Source organism: Candidatus Methanoperedens nitratireducens (assembly GCF_000685155.1).
Classification (GTDB): Archaea; Halobacteriota; Methanosarcinia; order Methanosarcinales; family Methanoperedenaceae; genus Methanoperedens; species Methanoperedens nitratireducens.
Window position 1 is genome coordinate 167,346 of sequence record NZ_JMIY01000002.1, and the last position, 18,169, is coordinate 185,514.

An 18,169-nucleotide genomic window follows, 5' to 3' on the forward strand; every position below is an offset into this window, starting at 1 on the left:
GGATTATCTATCAAATATCAGTAGGATTATCTATCAAATATCAGTAGGATTATCTATCAAATTATTATCTTGATTTTATCACGTAACGGATTATCAGTAGGATTATCTATCAAATTATTATCTTGATTTTATCACGTAACGGATTATCAGTAGGATTATCTATCAAATTATTATCTTGATTTGTTTATTAATATGTCTCATATTTAAATAAAGAATGGAAAAGAATATATACAATCAACTGATGAGTAGTACCCACTGGTTTATATTTTAATATCAATAATCACTTTAAAACTGGTTTTATGTTTTCCAATTGAAATAAAGGGGTTGGTCTTGCTGGTAACTCTCCAGTGGAAATAATACTACCATCACACAGATAATGAAATACAGATTCTGGCCTTTAAGAACACAACATTAAAAATTGATAGCTAGCGATCAGGAACACAGTGATATTATTTAACATCTCTCTACAGGTTCCAGTTGAAATAAAGGGGTCATAACCAAAAGTCTTAATACCTATCCTTCTATTGCATCAATGGCATAGGAGAGTCGAATCGTTGGAGAAAGGAACAATAACTATTAGGGGAATCTTCGAAGACATGCTTACGATATTGAATATCTTCGAGAACAGAGATGTTCTCCGTTCAACATACACACCGGATTACCTTCCACATAGAAGCGATCAGGTGAGGGCACTTGCCACAGTTCTGGTATCTGCACTGAGAGGTGAAACTCCATCTAATGTTCTGATATATGGAAAAACAGGCACTGGCAAGACAGCAGTCGCAAAGCATGTAGGACAGGAGCTTGAAAGAACAGGTGAGCTCTATGGAATTCCCTGTGTTGTGATTTATATAAACTGCGAGGTCGTAGATACCCAGTACCGACTTCTGGCATCTCTTGCCAGGCATTTTGATAGGGAAGTCCCCATGACCGGATGGCCGACAGATCAGGTGTATTCAGAGTTTAAAAATGCACTTGATTCCGATAAGCGCATTGCGATAATAATGCTCGATGAGGTGGATAAGCTTACAGACAAAGGTGATGGTGTACTCTACAACCTTACACGGATAAACTCGGATCTTAAGAAAGCCAAGGTCAGCCTGATCGGTATTACCAATGATCTGAAATTCACGGAGTTCCTTGACCCGAGAGTAAGGAGCTCTCTTGGTGAAGAAGAGATAATATTCCCCCCATACGATGCCAATCAGCTAAGGGACATTCTGCAGGAGAGAGCTAAAATGGCCTTCAAACAGGGAATACTTGAAGAGACTGTAATTCCGCTGTGCGCTGCATACGCTGCGCAGGAGCATGGCGATGCAAGGAGGGCTCTTGATCTACTGCGCGTATCGGGTGAGATCGCAGAGCGTGCTAAATCTGCAAAGGTTCTTGAGGCCCATGTGAAGCAGGCACAGGAAAAAATCGAAATCGATAGGGTAGTAGAGGTGGTGAAGACACTTCCCACCCAGTCGAAACTTGTTCTGTTAAGCGCAGTGCTTCTGTGCTACGATGGCAACATAACTACAGGAGAAGCGTACAATATCTACAAGCAGATGTGCAGGATTATAGGGATTGAGGTACTGACGCAGCGCAGGGTGACAGATCTGATATCTGAACTTGATATGATGGGAATCCTGAACGCAACGGTGGTGAGCAAGGGCAGATATGGCAGAACCAAGGAGATCTCGCTGAGCGTTCCGATTGACAGCACGAGAAAAGTACTTTTTGAGGATTACAGATTAAAGCCGCTTGAGGAGTACAGACCGTCTAGCCAGACAAAATTATATGCCTGATATCCTCTAATATCTTTCTTGGAATAAGTGAAACATAGCCCAGTACAGGTACACGGTAAAAGCGTGCCACACCGATTACCCAGTCCTTTTTTACCGGATGCTGATAACTTATGCTTCCCTGCTGATCGTACGAGGGATTAGTCACTGCATTATCTCCCTTTGTGATATAACCTGCATGGGGTGCCTCAGGTCCGTCTTCCCACATGGGCTCACCCTCCTCAACATAGTACATGGCCCGGTGTATTATTGGTGTAGCGCCATCCTTTCCATATGGCTTATACAGAATTACATCACCATAATAATCGAAGGATGTGTAACCACTCTCTTTTCCTGCTTCATATGTGATAATTTCAGTGCGGTCGATGCTTTCAACAAAGATGATATCCCCTATCTGGATATGGGGAAGCATGCTTCCGCTCTCCACCGCAACCATGGGTGTCCATAGCCCGAGCGCTGTATGTGATATGGAAGCAAAGATAGCTACAACTACGATCACAAAAATAAAATCACGCAAAAGCCCTACCCAGAGATTATCACTCTGATTAAATTTCTTTATTGTCTCCCTTAAAGGCATGTGATAATATAATCAATCAGGGGAAGTATAAAGGTTTCTACAGTACTGAAGAATTTGGATGTGTATCCAGGGAAAAATCTTATCCCGTTTCAAGGTATATGCTCTGGACATGGAGGCAGGCAAGATTATCCAGGTTTTTGCTGAATCCGGATTCCAGATAGACCCGGATGCGCTTGATATCTTAAGGATGAGTGCCTCGCCTGAACTGATACAGGATGTACTAAGATCAATCGATAATTCAGTACTGGTGGTAGGAACAGAGCACATCAAAACCCTAAATATCATCAATAAGGCAATTGTTCTTGACCATACAATAGCGCAGACAGGGGAGTTCATAAAAAATGCAAAGGAAGTGGAACCTGCAGGGAAAACAATCACAGCGAGCAGCACGGTCACGGTACTCTCGGATATCACAAACCAGTCAACATGTATAGGGGAATACACGGATTTTGTCCAGTATTTCAAGCACCGCCATAGTCTGCTCGGGGATATGCTGAGAAAAAGAATAAGCGGAAGACCTATTGAGAGCATAAAGAAAAGAAACCTGGATACAAGAGAACAGCTATCCCTTATCGGTATGGTGATGGATATAAGGACTACGGCAAACGGACATAAGCTGATCGAGATCGAGGATACTACGGGAACGATATCTATTTTGATTCACAAAGAGAAGGATAAAGAGCTGTTTGAACTTGCAAACACTATCCTCCTTGATGAGGTAATAGGGGTTACAGGAACGCTCTCCAGCGACGGCAATCTTATGTTTGTAAATAAGATAATCAGGCCGGATATACCCAATACACAGAGAACCATGCTTGATAGGACGAGGGCAAAAGGAAAAGCAGTATTTATCTCAGATATCCATGTTGGTAGCAAGACCTTTCTTGAGGATGCCTGGCTTGATTTTGTTGAATGGCTTGGTGATGATGTTAATGGTATTAACTACCTTGTCATCGCAGGGGACGTGGTTGATGGAATCGGGGTGTTTCCCAATCAGGATAAGGAGCTTGCGATTCTGGATATCTATGAGCAGTATGAGAGAGCAGCAGCGTATCTTGAGGCTGTGCCAAAGCATATTAAAATTATTATCTCACCAGGAAACCACGATGCTGTAAGGCAGGCTGAACCTCAGCCCCGCTTTCCTGAGAGAATAACCAGGGTGTTCAGGAGCGATATAACGTTTGTTGGAAACCCGGCGATGGTGGATATAGGGGGCGCAAAGGTCTTGATATACCACGGAAGGTCGATGGATGATATTATTGCAAGCATTCCGGGTCTGTCTTATTCAGACCCCACAAAACCAATGAGTGAAATGCTTAAACTGCGGCATCTCTCACCCATATACGGTGGCAGGGTATCCATTGCACCTGAAAAAGAGGATCATTTCGTGATCGATCTTGTACCAGATATACTTCACTGCGGGCATGTACATACGGTTGGAGTTTCACGATACAGGGATGTATTGACAGTGAATAGCGGTACCTGGCAGAGCCAGACAGAGTTCCAGAAGAGAATGAACCTTGAGCCCATGCCTGCCCGGGCTACGATAGTTGATCTTGCAAGCATGGATTACAGAGTCCTGTCTTTTCTTCCAGCTTGAACGCATCTCTTCCTGCAGCGTTCTTAACGGTAAGCAGCAGCACATTCTGCCCGGACTGTGATATATGCTCAGGCTCTGATATACGCTCAAGCAGCAATAGCCTGCCCCTCAGGTCGCACGATGAGGGGTTGCACTGGATGATTTTTCCATAGTCTCCTTTCTGTACGAGCTCGGGCTCAATACCAAGATAGAAAGCGGCGTAGATCCACGCTTTATCAAGCCGCGGCGTCAAAACCACATAATCGTACTCGCCCTGTCTTTGTCCCACGAACTTAAAAGCATCACCAAGACCACTCTCAAACCAGACTGACGATTGGGCAGGGTATTTCGAGAAATAGTCGCCTGTGAAGATAAAAGCGTTAGCACCAGCAAGCAGCAGAAACAAGAACCCGGACATTATCGCAATCCTATGGCCGGCCAGCCTCCTGGTGAGATCAAAGAGCCAGGCTGCCCCTGCAACCGCGAACAACTCGAAAAGACCAATGCCGACGATTGAGCGTATAGCATGCGGTGAACCTTCAAAGGTAAGGGCCGCAGTTACAGGGAACAGTATGAGCCAGGCGAACAAAAGCTTGCTTCTCTTATCAAATGAAAGCAAACAGGCAGCAATGCCGGCAAGCAAAAGCGGTGCTGAGAACCACAGCAACTGCCCATACCCGGGGGGCGAGTGGCGCAGGTTGGCATCGCCTCTGTAGAACAAGAACTCTGCTGAGAGGTACTGCACGTAGTTATCCAGAAACTCAAACGGCGAGTGACCCAGAGCAAAGATGCTGATTCTATTCATTCGGCTAAACATAACTTCAGGCGAAAACAGTACCGTAATTATCAATGGCAAGGATAACAGCAAGAAAATTACTGCTGGAATCACCAACTGTTTCTTCGCAGCAATCAGCTCCACTCTAAAAATCAAGAGAAGTGCAACCAGAAACAAGGGCACGAAGAGACGGCCAGTGCCATAGCTATACAAACATAAGGCGAAAAGTGCTGAAGCAGCGATCCATAATCGTGGATCACGAAGTCCCATCAGGAAGAACCAGAGCGCGAACAAGAATAGTGCAGGCAGCACGGCGGCCTCAAAAGCCACTCTTGAGAACTGCAAAGCCCAGGGAGAAACAGCCAAAAAAGCACTTGCAAGCAGTGCTAATTCCTCGCTGAAGAGCTCTCTGGCAACAAGGAAAAGCGCAAGGACAGTGAGCAATCCAGAAAGTGCAGCAGGAAGCCGGGTAGCGAACTCGTTCAGACCAAAAAGCGCGATACCCGGCACGGATGCATAGATATAGATCGGGTCCTTCCACTCGCCAATACTCTCAAAAAACAGTGGCCAGGAATTACCGTGAAAATCCCTGCCAGTGTGAAGGATGGAGAATGCATCATAACCAATGCTTGCCTCATCACTGTAAAAACCGGCAGGCACATCATCCAATCTCCAAATGCGCAAGAAGAGCGCTAATACGAGCACTACTATCAGCAGGATTTTGTTTAGTTGCATTCGTCTTTGAGATCTTAAGAATTAGTCCTCAAGCTGTCTTTCATTCATCTGGCAGATCTCCTGGCCGGACGAGTGGATGAACATATCTTATTCAAGATGGATAATATATTATATTTATATTATTAATAATAATTAAGAAATAATAAAAATTGAGAAAGGTTATTATAAACATTACGTTCAGATTTAATACAACTACCATTGAATTCATCCAACCGCATGTATTGAGTAATAAAAATTCGGTCTTTTTCCAGATACTTCGTATAGTATATCCTAATATTATAACTATTAAAATTTTTAGACCCGATGGTAATAATATTCCAAACAGATCAAACAGATAAGCAGCTTTTTCATTCGCCTCATAGGCATTGAAATATTTGATGCCGATATATGTACTGATTATATCCAGTATATTTAATAAAATAAGCACATAGATACTATACTTCAAAATCTTCTTATAACCTGATAATGCCTCCTTGAACATTGTTATTAACCCCCTATTATAAATATCTGGAATAGCGGCTGTGCTTCTAACTGCGTTCCCAACTACGTTCCCGATCAACTGCTCTATGTAAAAATGTCTTCTATCTATTTAAAGCTTTGTAAAGTATTTGCTACTGTTGATTATGATTATGATCATTAAATGGATTAATAAATGAATTAATACTGCTATATTATTTCGTAGTGCCAAAATCAAAAATTATATTAGCCTGTCCTCTAATTTCAGTGTTCAATGAACACCGAAAGATCAAAAAAATTATTCGAGGAAGCAAATAAGGTACTTCCTGGAGGAGTAAGCAGCCCGGTGCGGGCCATAAAACCGTATCCATTTTATACAGGGTATGCAAACGGCTCCAGGATAACGGATATTGACGGCAACGAGTACATAGATTATGTCATGGGTTATGGGCCTCTGCTTCTGGGCCACAACCATCCTGCCATTAAAGAGGCAGTGATAAAGCAGCTCTCTTCTGGCTGGCTATACGGCACACCCACTGAGCTTGAGGTTGCCCTTGCAAGGGAAATAATAAAACTCTACACAAGCATAGAGATGGTGCGTTTTGTCTCCACAGGAACAGAGGCCACGATGGGGGCACTGAGGATAGCAAGAGGATTCACAAAAAAGAACAAGTTCATAAAGATCGAGGGAGGCTTTCACGGGGCCCATGATGCAGCGCTTGTAAAAGCAGGCTCAGGTGCGACCACACTGGGCACTCCAGATTCGGCAGGTGTACCACTGGATTTCACTAAAAATACACTTCAGGTGCCGTATAATGACATTGAGGCGATGACATCTTCAATTGAGGCTTATAGAGACGATGTAGCTGCCGTCATTATCGAACCTGTGCTTGGCAATATTGGCCCGATCATACCAAAAAAAGGGTATCTGGAAGATATAAGAGCAGTGACAGAGGAGAACGATGTTGTGCTTATCTTTGATGAGGTTATTACAGGTTTCCGTCTCGCTATGGGAGGGGCGCAGGAGTACTACGGGGTAACACCTGATATGACCACGCTTGGAAAGATCCTGGGAGGAGGCTTTCACATAGGCGTAATAGGAGGAAAGCGCGAGATAATGGAGAACGTCTCACCTGCAGGAGCGGTGTATCAGGCAGGCACATTCAACGGAAGCCCTGTATCAATGGCTTCAGGGCTTGCGGTCATAGATACGCTTAAGAGAGAAAAGGTGCACGAGAAAGTGAACAGAACCGGTGATCTCATGCGTATCGCACTTACTGATATTGTGGCAGATCTCGGACTGGCTTACAGCGTAAGCGGGGTATCAAGTATGTTCAAGGTGTTCTTTGGCGATATGCCGTACAATTACCAGGATGCACTAAGATGCGATAAAGAGAAGTTCAATTCATTCTTTAAAAGAATGCTCTCAGACGGCATTTTCCTTCCTCCGTCACAGTACGAGACAAACTTTTTATCACTCGCACACTCACAGGACGATATAGATAAGACCATTAAGGCTTATCAGCGGAACTTAAAATGAAAACTGAGAAATTAGGCCAAAGCCATATGCATATTAGCTCTCAAGAGTCGCCACCTGATTCTAAATCCACGTATGGCCAAAGCCATATGCGTATGAGCTCTCAAGAGTCGCCACCTGATTCTAAATCCACGTATGGCCAAAGCCATACGTGTGTGCGCCCTCAAGAGGCGCGACTCTTGATAGGGACAAGGGGCAGCAAACTTGCGCTTGCCCAGGCAAACCTGGTATCTGATCTGCTTGCAAGAAATGGTGTTAGAACAGAGATAAAGATCATCAAGACAAGCGGTGATACGTTCACTGATCGGCCCCTTCATGAGGTAAAAGGTTTTGGGGTCTTCGTACGCGAGATCGATGATACGATGCTGGCAGGTGAGATTGATATCGCTGTGCACAGCATGAAGGATGTACCGACAGAGCGGCCAGGTGAGCTTACAATCGCTGCTGTAATGAAGCGCGACTCTCCGTATGATTTTCTTCTCACACGCGATGGGATAAAATTAAAAGACCTGCCGGAAGGCGCGGTTATAGGAACTACAAGTCTTCGCAGGCGGGCGCAGCTTCTTCGGTACAGGCCTGATTTAATGATTAAGGACCTGCGTGGGAACATCGATACGCGCCTCCGGAAGCTAAAAGAGGGACAGTACGACGGCATACTGCTGGCCGAAGCAGGGCTTGAGCGGATGAAGTGGGATATCCAGGGAGAGCGCCTGGATCCAGATAATTTCGTTCCATCGGCGAACCAGGGGACTGTGGTGATAGTCACAAAAAAGGATTCACAGGCAGAGAGAGCAGTAAGAGTGCTGGATGATGAGAATACGTGGATAGAGACGAGGATAGAGCGTATTATTATCGGAATCCTGGGCGGGGGCTGCCTTGTCCCTATCGGTGCTTTTGCAAAGAGGCAGGGCGATAGGATCCATGTGCGCACAGAGGTTCTGTCAGTGGATGGTAAGCGCCACGTAAAAATAGATGAGTTTATAAACCCTGATGAATATGAACTTGAAGCAGCACGCATCGGGAGCGAGCTTAAACAAAAAGGCGGAGGCGAGCTCATTGATGAGGCGGTAAGAATGTTCACAGCAAAACGAGGAAAACATGGTTGATTTGAGAACTCAAAAAGGCAAGGTTTATCTTGTGGGCTCAGGTCCTGGCGACCCTGAGCTACTGACAATAAAAGCAAAGCGTCTGATCGAGAGTGCAGAGGTCATACTCTATGATCAACTTCCGGGAGAGGCGATTCTCGATATGCTGCCTGAATCCGCTGAACGTATAGATGTGGGAAAATACGCAGGATGCCACAAGCTTTCCCAGTGGCAGATCAATGAATTGCTGGTCAATAGGGCAAAGGAAGGCAAGATCGTTGTGCGCCTTAAAGGAGGAGACCCGTATCTCTTCGGCCGCGGTGGAGAGGAGGCGCAGGCTCTTGCAAGGGAAGGCATTGAAGTTGAGATCGTACCGGGGATCACATCGGCTATAGCTGTTCCTGCCTACGCTGGAATTCCTGTTACACACCGGGATTACGCTTCCATGGTGACATTTATCACAGGTCATGAGGACCCGACAAAAGATGAAACAGCCCTTGACTGGGATCTTCTTGCGCGCTTTGAAGGAACGCTCGTTATCCTGATGGGTGTGAGCATGCTTGAGCGCAATGTGAAGGAGTTGCTCAAATACGGAAAATCCATTGATACTCCTGTGGCTGTGATCGAGAGGGGCACGCGTCCTGACCAGAGGGTCACTACAGGGACCCTGGGGGATATCGTTGGACTCTGCAAACAGAGAAAAATCAGGGCACCTGCAATAACCGTTATAGGTGATGTGGTAAAGCTCCACCAGGAATTAGCCAGAAATTGAAGAGATAATTATTGAAGAGATGATTATGAAAGTAATGGCCATAATGAGACCTGCGGCTTATCTTGCAGAATCTGTAAAGCTTGCAGGTTCCATGGGATTCAAGACCATTACAGCACCCATGATCGATGTGGTGGATAAGACCGATGCCAATTTTAAGGGATTTGTTGAGCGCATTATGGGTGGGGTATCGGATTACGTGATATTCACAAGCGCAAACGGAGTTGAGTTCACACTCCTTAAGCTGGATGAGCCTGATGAGTTTATTGAATACCTCAACAGGACAAAGGTAGTTGCGATCGGACCAAAGACCAAAGAAGCGCTTATAAAAAACGGAATCGTGGTCAGTATCGTGCCTGAGTCATACAGCTCTGAGGGGCTGGTTGAGCATCTTGGCGGGATCGAGGGGGCAGTTATAGAGATAGCACGAAGCAGCCACGGGGCGCCTGAGCTTGTGAGAGGGCTTCTTGAGAAAGGTGCTGAGGTTCATGAGACGCAGGTTTACGAGATAATAAGGCCAAGCGATGAGAGGCATAAGAGGCTTGTGGAACTGGCACTTGCCGGAGATATCGATATATTTGCCTTCACAAGCTCGATGATGGCAAGGAACCTGATGGCGCTTGCGGATGAGACGGGGGTGAGGGAGGAGCTTATCAGGATGATGAATGAGAAGATCGTTGCTGCTATTGGTAAACCCACTTCTGATACTCTATCAGGGTTTGGTGTAAAGGTTAAGATTATGCCAGAGCGCTATACTTTTGAGGAGCTGCTTCTGGAGTGCAGGAAGCAGGATTGTTAACGAGCTAAAGGTTATAAGTAAAAGGTGCCTTTTAGTATAATAGAGATATAATTATGCAGAGGATAATTAAAGCTGAAATTTATTTCGATGGTGAATCTTACTGCGCTAGAACACTGGACATAGATGTGTTCACTCAAGGTAAGACCTTGGATGAGGTAATAAAAAATTTAAAGGAAGCAGTAGCTTTGCACCTGGAAGATGAGGTTGGTTACGGTTTACAGGGTCAATCATCGATTCTTGCTATGATGGAAGTAGCTGTTTGAGATCTATTTTCAAGTAATCATATGGAACCAGATATCTAAAGAAGAGCTTCTGGAGATGCTTAGACAAGTTTGAATTAGACTTATAGTTATCCCTCTGTTTTTATGAAAAACCAACTACCCCTCCCCATGTCCCTGTATGAAGCAGAGGCGCAGGGAATCCATGAGTTCGATATTATCCTCGTTACCGGGGATGCCTATGTTGACCATCCCTCATTCGGCACAGCAGTGATCGGGCGGGTGCTTCAGGACGCAGGCTTTAGCGTGGGCATCATAGCCCAGCCCGACTGGAGAAGCGCATCCGATCTTAATAAGCTCGGAAAACCCGGACTGTTCTTTGGCGTTACCTCTGGGAATGTGGATTCAATGGTGAACAACTATACGGCAAACCTGAAAAAACGCAGCGATGATGTTTATTCACCCGGCGGCATACCGCGGCGGCCTGACCGTGCAGCTATAGTCTATGCTGATAAGCTTCATGCTATTTTCCCGCATACTCCAATCGTGCTTGGTGGGATCGAGGCAAGCCTCAGGCGGTTTGCCCATTATGATTACTGGTCGGATTCGGTGCGCCGATCCATTCTTGCTGATGCGCCTGCGGATATGCTGGTGTTCGGGATGGGAGAGAGGCAGGTGATCGAGATCGCTAATCGCCTCTCAAAAGGTGAGGATATAAAGAATATCACCGATGTCCCGGGCACGGTCATCAAAATGGAGATAAGCAGATGGCGCTCGATAGGGCATGAGGATTATGTCGAGATACCGGGCTTTACTGAGATATCGCGCGATAAAACTCTTTACGCAAAGGCATTCAGACTCCACTATCATGAGCAGGACCCTGTCAGGGGAAGACCTGTTGCACAGCCGCATCCAAAAACTATAATCATACAGAATAAGCCAGCCATGCCTTTAAGCACGCAGGAGCTTGACCATATATATGAGCTGCCTTACACAAGGATGCCCCATCCCTCTTATAAAGAACCCATACCTGCGCTTGCTCCTGTTAAGTTCTCGGCAATAAGCCATCGCGGGTGCTTTGCTTCCTGTTCTTTCTGCGCCCTGACGCACCACCAGGGAAGGATAGTGCAGAGCCGAAGCATAGAATCGATCATAAGGGAAGTTAAAAGAATGGCACAGATGCCTGATTTTAAAGGTATAGTGCATGACGTGGGAGGTCCGACTGCCAATATGTATTCGATGTGCTGCAGTAAGTGGAATACCCGCGGCGCATGTCCTGATAAAATATGCACACATCCGTTATGCAGTAGCCTTGATACCTCTCATAATCACCAGGTTGAACTCCTGCGCCGCCTGCGAAAGGTACTCGGTGTAAAAAAGGTGTTCATAGGCTCAGGGATACGCTATGATCTTGTACTGGCCGATTCATCGGATTATCTCTCAGAGCTATGCGCACACCACATAAGCGGGCAGTTAAAAATCGCACCCGAGCACGTATCACAGCATGTCACGGATATTATGCGCAAGCCCCCAGGAGAGGTGTTTGAGGATTTCAGAAAGAGATTTGAGGCAGAAAATAAAAAACTCGGGAAAAAACAATACCTCATCCCATATTTCATGTCAGGACATCCCGGCTGTGCCCTCAGGGATATGGTTGGGCTTGCTGAGTACATACGCGATAATAACATGTATACAGAGCAGGTACAGGATTTCACGCCCACGCCAATGACAGCCTCTACATGCATGTATCACACAGGGATCGATCCTTTTACCATGAAAGAAATCCACGTTGCGAAAGGGCGGGAGAAGCGGATACAGCGCGCGCTTATGCAGTATAAGGATAAAAGGAATCACGGGCTGGTTTATGAGGGATTGAGGACTGCCGGGCGGACAGATCTGATCGGGAATGAATGGAACTGTTTGATACGGAGAAGGTAGAGAGGCACGAAATAAAACATTTATACAGTTTTAATTAGCTCAAGCCATTCCTCTCTTGTAATCTTGGCATCGTTTCCAATCTTTTCAAGTGCTTTGATTACTTTCTTAGCAGGAAGGGAATTGATTTTGTCCATTTAAACTGAGACCTCGACCTTCTGGATGCCCACAAATTCCAATGGTACTTCTTTAACAAGGTCTGATTCAACTTCTAAATAAAGCTGTATTGCTTCTTTTATCCTTTCTCTTAGTTCATCTAAGGTTTTTGCCTGCGTATGGCATCCTTCAAGCTCGGGCACAGATGCTACATAAATGCCATCTTCATCCTGTTCTATGATAATGGTGAAATCTCTTTTCATATTATTCTCCACGTCTCGAATTTCCATCAGTTATACATACTCTGATTCTTATCTATCTTTTTTTAGTTTAAATAGTTGTGTGAGTTATTCCAGCCCGGGAGAACTTCACAGGCACAAGGCAAAGACTTTTAAGGATTTACTTGCGTATCTACCCGCATGCTCCAGCTCGCCAGACTCACCGCCCGCCCTTCATTCTTAAGAGTGGTGACTCATGTTTATAAGGTATCTGCGATTAAAAAGGTGAAAAAATGAAACTATCATCTGTAAACGAAAAAAAGAAGAAGAACCAGCCTGCGGATATCGATAATGCGAATACCAGGAGCATATTGAAAGTCCTTGAAGAGGCAGGGCTCTCAGAAGAGGTGCTTGTAGCTACTGCCATGGAGCTTTATGTTCCTCATCCTGGCGTTGAGAACATGGATATAGCGCAGCAGGTATTTAAGAGGGAATTAAAGCTTGCTCTTTCTGACCCCAATCTATGTATATTATTGTATGCAGGAATGCTTCTTGAAAGAGAGGGAGAAAAAGGTGAGCTGCCAGGTATAAGCAAAGAGATTTTCGATAAAGACCTGACCTTTCTGATCGTAGATGAGGTGATCGGCATGAGCATAGCAAAATATATCAGCGGCGATAAGGGAATATTTGAATACGTGAGGTTTGATAAATTAAAACCAGGAATACTGTCTAAACTCGGGCCTTTCATGGATGATGTCATTGCAGGGCTGATAGGCGGGGTATCAGCCAATATGTACACAAGGGGGAAAGACGATGGTGGAAAAGCAGCAAAGATTACAGAGGCTACAAAGATTATAGGGGCTACAAAGCCTGTTCCCGGGAAAAGAAAGAGCAGGTTTGCAGGATGAGAAACTTTCTTAAAGTTTCATCAAAAGAAGGGTATGCAAAGCATACCCTATACCTCATAAAGCGAGGTTTCGCTTTATGAGTGAATTTCTCTCTGCCCTGCGCTCTGGTTTTGGTTTCCTTACCACCATACCTGTGGGTATAACCATGGAGGGCATCGAGCGGCTCATGAGACATATATATCTTTTCCCGGTTATCGGTGCTGTTCTTGGCATAATACTTGCTGTAATAGGTCTCATCTCGTCATTGATACTTCCCCCGATCGTGACAGCGTTTGTGATAATTCTCTCTATCTACTACTTTACAGGATTCAATCATATCGATGGGCTTGCTGATTTTGGTGATGGTATAGCATCACACGGTACAAGAGAGAAGAAGATAGCAGCTATGCGCGATACTTCTGTAGGTACGGGAGGTCTGATACTATGTATGGTCGCCATCCTTGGAGTCTTCTCATCGCTCTTCTCCCTTATAGAAACTAATATGCTGCCTCTTCCATTTGTCCTGATCACAGCCGAAACAAGCGCAAAGCAATCTATGGTCACAGTAGCAGCTTTTGGCAGGAAACTGCATGAGGGCTTCGGGTCAATAACCATAGATAATACAAAGAGATCCGATTTTATCGCGGGAATGGTTTTTTCAGGAATGGTTTGTTATCTTCTTCTTGGCATCCCTGGTGCTGGTGCGCTAATAATATCTCAACTATCCGGGCTTCTTGTCCTTAATACAGCAAACCACCATTTCGGGGGCGCAAGCGGAGATGTTGTAGGGGCATCCAATGAGGTTGGCAGGTTAACTGCCCTGCTTTTTCTGGGAGGGATAGCATGGATGCAGTTGTGATGGCAGGCGGGATGGGGAGGCGTCTTGGGAAGGATGAAAAACCTCTCACCATGATTCTTAATAGACCGATGATCCATTATGTGCTCTCTGCCCTAATTGGCTCAAAGAATATCAACCACATCTTTGTTGCAATCTCACCAGGGGTTAAAAAAACAATACAATGGCTCCTGGATTTTATTAAAGAGCATGATAATGCCAGTATCGGGATGATCCAGACACCAGGTAAGGGTTTTGTAAATGATATGGTATTAGCAGTGGAGAAAGCCGGAATTACAGGTCGTGTGCTCATAATAATGGCAGATCTGCCGCTTGTAACACCTGAGTTGATAGACAGGATAATACAAAAATATGGTGAGGTGAACACACAGGCACTTTCGGTACACATGCGGCTTGATGTGTGCACAAGGCTTGGTCTTCGCCCGGACACTGTTTTTCACAAGAACAGCGGCTTCATAGTCCCGTGCGGTATAAATATCCTTGATGCCGACAGGATACGGGAAGAGCAGGAGGATTTCAATCTTGTTCTGGATGATGAGGAACTGGCGCTGAATGTTAATACACAGGAGGATCTGGCTGTGTGCGAGAGGTATCTGAAGGGTAAAGTTTGCGCTGTTATATAAGCTAGCAAAAAATATATATATACTGTAGAGCCTTTCTGAAGGCATGGTCGAAGAGGCGAAATACGAGAACCTGCCGATGGCGGCGGTGGTGCAGCGAGCATCTCTGGGCGCCAATCTGCTTTAACGGCTCGGTCGGGAATTGATAGGAGGTTGTTGAGAAGTATATCAAAACACAAGGATTACACCATGCAAAAAACACTATATGCAGGCCATGTCCTTAAGTACGGGGTTTGTGACTGAAGACGATAGGCGTTTTGTGCATCCTAAGAATAATTTACACTTGACTTTCAAAGAAACTTATAATTTTTTTTAACAATCCATAATGTTAAGAACCCCTTGCTAATTTAGATGTGTATGGCCTAATATCATATCGTGGATCCTCGGGATTTTTACATCCCAATTTTTAAAAAAGAGTTATATAACAGTATTTTCATAAGGTTAGTTCAATGTTAGAAATCCAAAAAATAAATCTTAAAAATATTATAAAAAATAGTTTTAAGTTTTTAGTTTTTGAATGGAAGCTTTTTGCTCTTGTTCTAGCTTTTTATTTATTTAGACATCTCACATTTGGTCAGAATCATTACACAAGTAATGATAGAACTCAGCTAACTTATGAAATACTTGCAAATGGAATATCTCAAAATATTATCTATTTATTTTTCTGGGTTAGCATTATACCACTTATTATATTTGCAGTAAACGAATTCCTGACTAAACGGCAAAGAATAAGCTTCAAGAGAGATATGATTATTGGATACTTTGTACCGCTTTTTATATATCAATTAATATTTTCAATCCTCGATTTTCTCATATCTTTTGTTCTTACGTTCTTTATGTTCAATTCAACATTAATGCCTGAACTTGTTATCAAGATATTTTTAACCTTTTTGTCTCTTTTTAATATTATCCTTCAATTCATCTTGTTCCTGACACCTGTTATAATAGTGCTAGAAAATAAAACATTTTTTGATGGTACAAAAAAATCCGTCGAGATCATCAGAAATAAGTTAAAGGAATGTGTCACATTCTATCTGATACTAGTAATTGTAATTAGCTTTTTATTTTCTATCCCAAATAACATAAATTTTTTATATATACTTATAACAGGTACTGATATTGTAATTCCAGGATATAATTATCTTCAATTAATCCTTACTAGTGGATGGTTTATTTTCTACATTGCCGCTATCGTTGGATTTTATTTGATCATTTCAGAGGATAGGAAATTCGGATACAAAAAACAATAGAATCACAAAAAGCCAAAAAACAAAAAGCGATAGTAAGCCTTATGCATCCATGCTGATGCCCCGTTTTTCCAAAACGGGGTCGGTGACGGGCGTGCCTTGAAACACCGGAGGGAAAGACAAAACAACCTTTATATCGTAAACCACAGCCCGAAACCGCAAGTTAAGAGGTTCGGGGAAGAGATAAGACAGAGAATCCACGGCGTCAGAAGCCGAAGAACCTTGAGAGTATGATCCGATCCATTAGCCCTATTATACGGGGTTGAGGAAATTACTTCAAAGGTGGCACAGTAAAGAAACTATTCTCAGAACTCGATGGTTATATTAGAGACGTCTGAGGAGTTTTAAGGCTAAAAAGCGTACCTGGAGGACTATTTTATACACACTTCCTGAGCCTGAGTTGAGGAAAATGGGGCTGGTTTCTCTTTCTTCATTACTGAATGAATCCATCTCCTGCAAAGGGATGCGCCAGACGAAAGCTTCATACGGGAAATCCGTGCAAAATGATCTTTTGGAAGTGAACTAAGCAGTAAGCGGAACCGTAATGTGCAGTGCATCGTAATCAACAACCGGCACTTTCTTGACGTGATTTTTCCCTTTCTTAAGCTCAAGGAGACCTATGCCTTCCAGGAAAGTGAGGTCATTATGCACATTTGATTCTTTGCGCTTTAGCATCCTTGCCAGCTCGCTAATAGATTCCGGTCTCTTCTCCCTGATAATCTGAAGCAGGCGCAGGCGCTCGCGAGTTAAAATCTTTCCAATATCCTCTGCTGTGCGCGCCACTATCTTATGGGCTTCTGGCTCATGTATCTCGCTGCGCCTTACCTTTTCAAATAGCTGGTTCAGATGCTCCCCATATTCTTCATCACTCATAACTACAATTTCAATATCTTTTAATTTCATCAATCTTCCTCCGATTATGTTCTATCAATCTCATTAATTCATAAATAGCTATATGCTATTACCATGTAATTACACATCCTACTAATTTGCACCCCCTCGATGCCTATAAAAGCCAAGATAACAAATAAGCAATAGAAACTCTCAGGCACCTGCCCCTGGGATGCTCTACACATTCCAGTGTAGAGTCTGTTACAGGCGTGCCTCGAAACACAGGAGGGAAAGACAAAACAACTCACGGCTCGGTCGGGAATTGATGGGAGTTTATTGAGAAGTATATCCAAACACCACCATTAATACCAGGGTAATATTCGCGTGATACTTTTGTGATATCTTCGTAATACATTTGTAATAAATAATTTTAACTATGTTATGATTTCATCAATGAATTTGTGCATATTAAAATGCACGCATTAAACTAAGGAGGTGAAGTATGAAAAAATTGTATGCATTGGTTTTTGCACTAATGCTCTTGCTTTCGACTAGCATCAGTGCAGTAGCATTAGAATCGAAGACAATCTATCGACAGAATGGTGCGGCTGCGTATGCAGTATGGTCTGAGACAGCCGGTGATGTATATACTGATAAATTCCTGTCTGTAACAAAGACTAATGATGGGACAGATATCTACGTATCTATATGTACGTTTAGCACGGAGGGCGACTACTCCTGCAAATGGGGTTACAAGTTCACCCCGGAAGCTGTCTTTGATATAAATAAAAAGCTTGAGTCAGCAACCCTCTCTACTGTGCAGGTAGATCTCTATGATTGGTATTCTCCTGCTATGGAAACAGTGACAATTCAGGCACAGTGGACCGGTACAGGTGATGCTACGAAGGGCAGCTACAAAGTAATATCAAAGTACGGTGATTACACAAGCAAGTACAGTGACCGTTCAACCTTCAGGGAGGCTACAGCCACAGGATCTATTGATGACCAGGAACTTGGAACCAGCGATTTTGGTGCTATGGTCAATTTCAAGTCAGCCTATATGTTTATGAAGAAGTAGGCAAGATGCCCTCTTCTTCATTTTTTTATTTTTCGTGAACAGGAAATTCCCGCAATGGCTGAGGGGGCAGATAATGCAATAATT

General features: G+C 44.0%; 18 protein-coding genes. 13 read left to right on the plus strand and 5 right to left on the minus strand.

Translation table 11 applies throughout. The annotated features are described in order from the left end of the window. Positions 1 to 596 precede the first annotated feature (596 nt). Entirely contained in the window at positions 597 to 1,790 is a 1,194-nt protein-coding gene (locus ANME2D_RS04730; RefSeq protein ID WP_048089964.1) for an ORC1-type DNA replication protein, read from the plus strand. On the opposite strand, the gene ANME2D_RS04735 is transcribed toward ANME2D_RS04730, so the two are convergent. Beyond that, positions 1,765 to 2,364, minus strand: a complete 600-nt coding sequence (locus tag ANME2D_RS04735; RefSeq protein WP_048089447.1) for a signal peptidase I — start codon at positions 2,362 to 2,364, stop codon at positions 1,765 to 1,767. The two genes, ANME2D_RS04730 and ANME2D_RS04735, sit on opposite strands and share 26 nt — an antisense overlap. Positions 2,365 to 2,422: 58 nt before the next feature. Between ANME2D_RS04735 and ANME2D_RS04740 the strand changes: the two genes are divergently transcribed. After that, positions 2,423 to 3,964 carry a DNA-directed DNA polymerase II small subunit gene (locus tag ANME2D_RS04740; RefSeq protein WP_241763305.1) on the plus strand — a complete coding sequence of 514 codons (1,542 nt, stop codon included), beginning with the start codon at positions 2,423 to 2,425 and terminating at the stop codon, positions 3,962 to 3,964. Here ANME2D_RS04740 and ANME2D_RS04745 read toward each other — a convergent pair. Both ANME2D_RS04745 and ANME2D_RS04750 read right to left on the minus strand, forming a co-directional pair. After that, complete coding sequence (locus ANME2D_RS04745; RefSeq protein ID WP_048089448.1) at positions 3,906 to 5,453, minus strand: glycosyltransferase family 39 protein; 1,548 nt, start codon at positions 5,451 to 5,453, stop codon at positions 3,906 to 3,908. The two genes, ANME2D_RS04740 and ANME2D_RS04745, sit on opposite strands and share 59 nt — an antisense overlap. 91 nt (positions 5,454 to 5,544) lie before the next feature. Then, complete coding sequence (locus ANME2D_RS04750) at positions 5,545 to 6,012, minus strand: hypothetical protein (RefSeq protein ID WP_157833968.1); 468 nt, start codon at positions 6,010 to 6,012, stop codon at positions 5,545 to 5,547. Positions 6,013 to 6,183: 171 nt separating this feature from the next. On the opposite strand from ANME2D_RS04750, the gene hemL reads away from it, so the two are divergent. The 6 genes from hemL (at position 6,184) to ANME2D_RS04780 (ending at position 12,255) form a co-directional block, all read left to right on the plus strand. Next, on the plus strand, positions 6,184 to 7,449 hold the full coding sequence (gene hemL / locus ANME2D_RS04755; protein WP_048089450.1) for a glutamate-1-semialdehyde 2,1-aminomutase: 1,266 nt from the start codon (positions 6,184 to 6,186) through the stop codon (positions 7,447 to 7,449). 92 nt (positions 7,450 to 7,541) lie between these two features. After that, the gene (gene hemC, locus ANME2D_RS04760; protein WP_081810172.1) at positions 7,542 to 8,552 is read left to right on the plus strand and encodes a hydroxymethylbilane synthase; all 1,011 of its coding nucleotides are present in this window, start codon (positions 7,542 to 7,544) and stop codon (positions 8,550 to 8,552) included. Beyond that, on the plus strand, positions 8,545 to 9,303 hold the full coding sequence (cobA, locus tag ANME2D_RS04765) for a uroporphyrinogen-III C-methyltransferase (protein ID WP_048089452.1): 759 nt from the start codon (positions 8,545 to 8,547) through the stop codon (positions 9,301 to 9,303). The genes hemC and cobA overlap by 8 nt, the downstream gene beginning before the upstream one ends. Before the next feature lie 25 nt (positions 9,304 to 9,328). After that, positions 9,329 to 10,099, plus strand: a complete 771-nt coding sequence (locus ANME2D_RS04770; protein ID WP_241763306.1) for a uroporphyrinogen-III synthase — start codon at positions 9,329 to 9,331, stop codon at positions 10,097 to 10,099. A 53-nt stretch (positions 10,100 to 10,152) separates the two neighbouring features. Next, complete coding sequence (locus ANME2D_RS04775) at positions 10,153 to 10,362, plus strand: type II toxin-antitoxin system HicB family antitoxin (RefSeq protein WP_048089454.1); 210 nt, start codon at positions 10,153 to 10,155, stop codon at positions 10,360 to 10,362. A gap of 102 nt (positions 10,363 to 10,464) precedes the next feature. Further along, positions 10,465 to 12,255 (plus strand): YgiQ family radical SAM protein, encoded by a 1,791-nt coding sequence (locus ANME2D_RS04780; RefSeq protein WP_048089455.1) that lies wholly within the window; start codon positions 10,465 to 10,467, stop codon positions 12,253 to 12,255. 134 nt (positions 12,256 to 12,389) lie between these two features. On the opposite strand, the gene ANME2D_RS04785 is transcribed toward ANME2D_RS04780, so the two are convergent. Continuing rightward, a complete protein-coding gene (locus ANME2D_RS04785; protein WP_241763307.1) occupies positions 12,390 to 12,638 on the minus strand; it encodes a type II toxin-antitoxin system HicB family antitoxin in 249 nt (82 codons plus the stop codon). A gap of 221 nt (positions 12,639 to 12,859) precedes the next feature. Here ANME2D_RS04785 and cobZ point away from each other — a divergent pair, with 221 nt between their 5' ends. The 4 genes from cobZ to ANME2D_RS04805 all read left to right on the plus strand — a co-directional run bounded on the left by cobZ (position 12,860) and on the right by ANME2D_RS04805 (position 16,179). After that, positions 12,860 to 13,474, plus strand: coding sequence for an alpha-ribazole phosphatase CobZ (cobZ, locus tag ANME2D_RS04790; RefSeq protein ID WP_081810139.1), 615 nt, complete (start codon positions 12,860 to 12,862; stop codon positions 13,472 to 13,474). Between the two features lie 76 nt (positions 13,475 to 13,550). After that, positions 13,551 to 14,312, plus strand: a complete 762-nt coding sequence (gene cobS, locus ANME2D_RS04795; protein WP_048089457.1) for an adenosylcobinamide-GDP ribazoletransferase — start codon at positions 13,551 to 13,553, stop codon at positions 14,310 to 14,312. Further along, a complete protein-coding gene (locus ANME2D_RS04800) occupies positions 14,297 to 14,932 on the plus strand; it encodes an NTP transferase domain-containing protein (protein WP_048089458.1) in 636 nt (211 codons plus the stop codon). The genes cobS and ANME2D_RS04800 overlap by 16 nt, the downstream gene beginning before the upstream one ends. A gap of 446 nt (positions 14,933 to 15,378) precedes the next feature. After that, positions 15,379 to 16,179: a hypothetical protein gene (locus ANME2D_RS04805; protein ID WP_048089459.1), complete on the plus strand. Its 801-nt coding sequence runs from the start codon at positions 15,379 to 15,381 to the stop codon at positions 16,177 to 16,179. A 519-nt stretch (positions 16,180 to 16,698) separates the two neighbouring features. Here the strand turns inward: ANME2D_RS04805 and ANME2D_RS16725 are convergent. Next, positions 16,699 to 17,079 (minus strand): HVO_A0114 family putative DNA-binding protein, encoded by a 381-nt coding sequence (locus tag ANME2D_RS16725; protein ID WP_052368571.1) that lies wholly within the window; start codon positions 17,077 to 17,079, stop codon positions 16,699 to 16,701. Between the two features lie 430 nt (positions 17,080 to 17,509). Between ANME2D_RS16725 and ANME2D_RS04815 the strand changes: the two genes are divergently transcribed. Then, positions 17,510 to 18,085, plus strand: a complete 576-nt coding sequence (locus tag ANME2D_RS04815; protein WP_048089460.1) for a hypothetical protein — start codon at positions 17,510 to 17,512, stop codon at positions 18,083 to 18,085. The last annotated feature ends 84 nt before the right edge of the window (positions 18,086 to 18,169 follow it).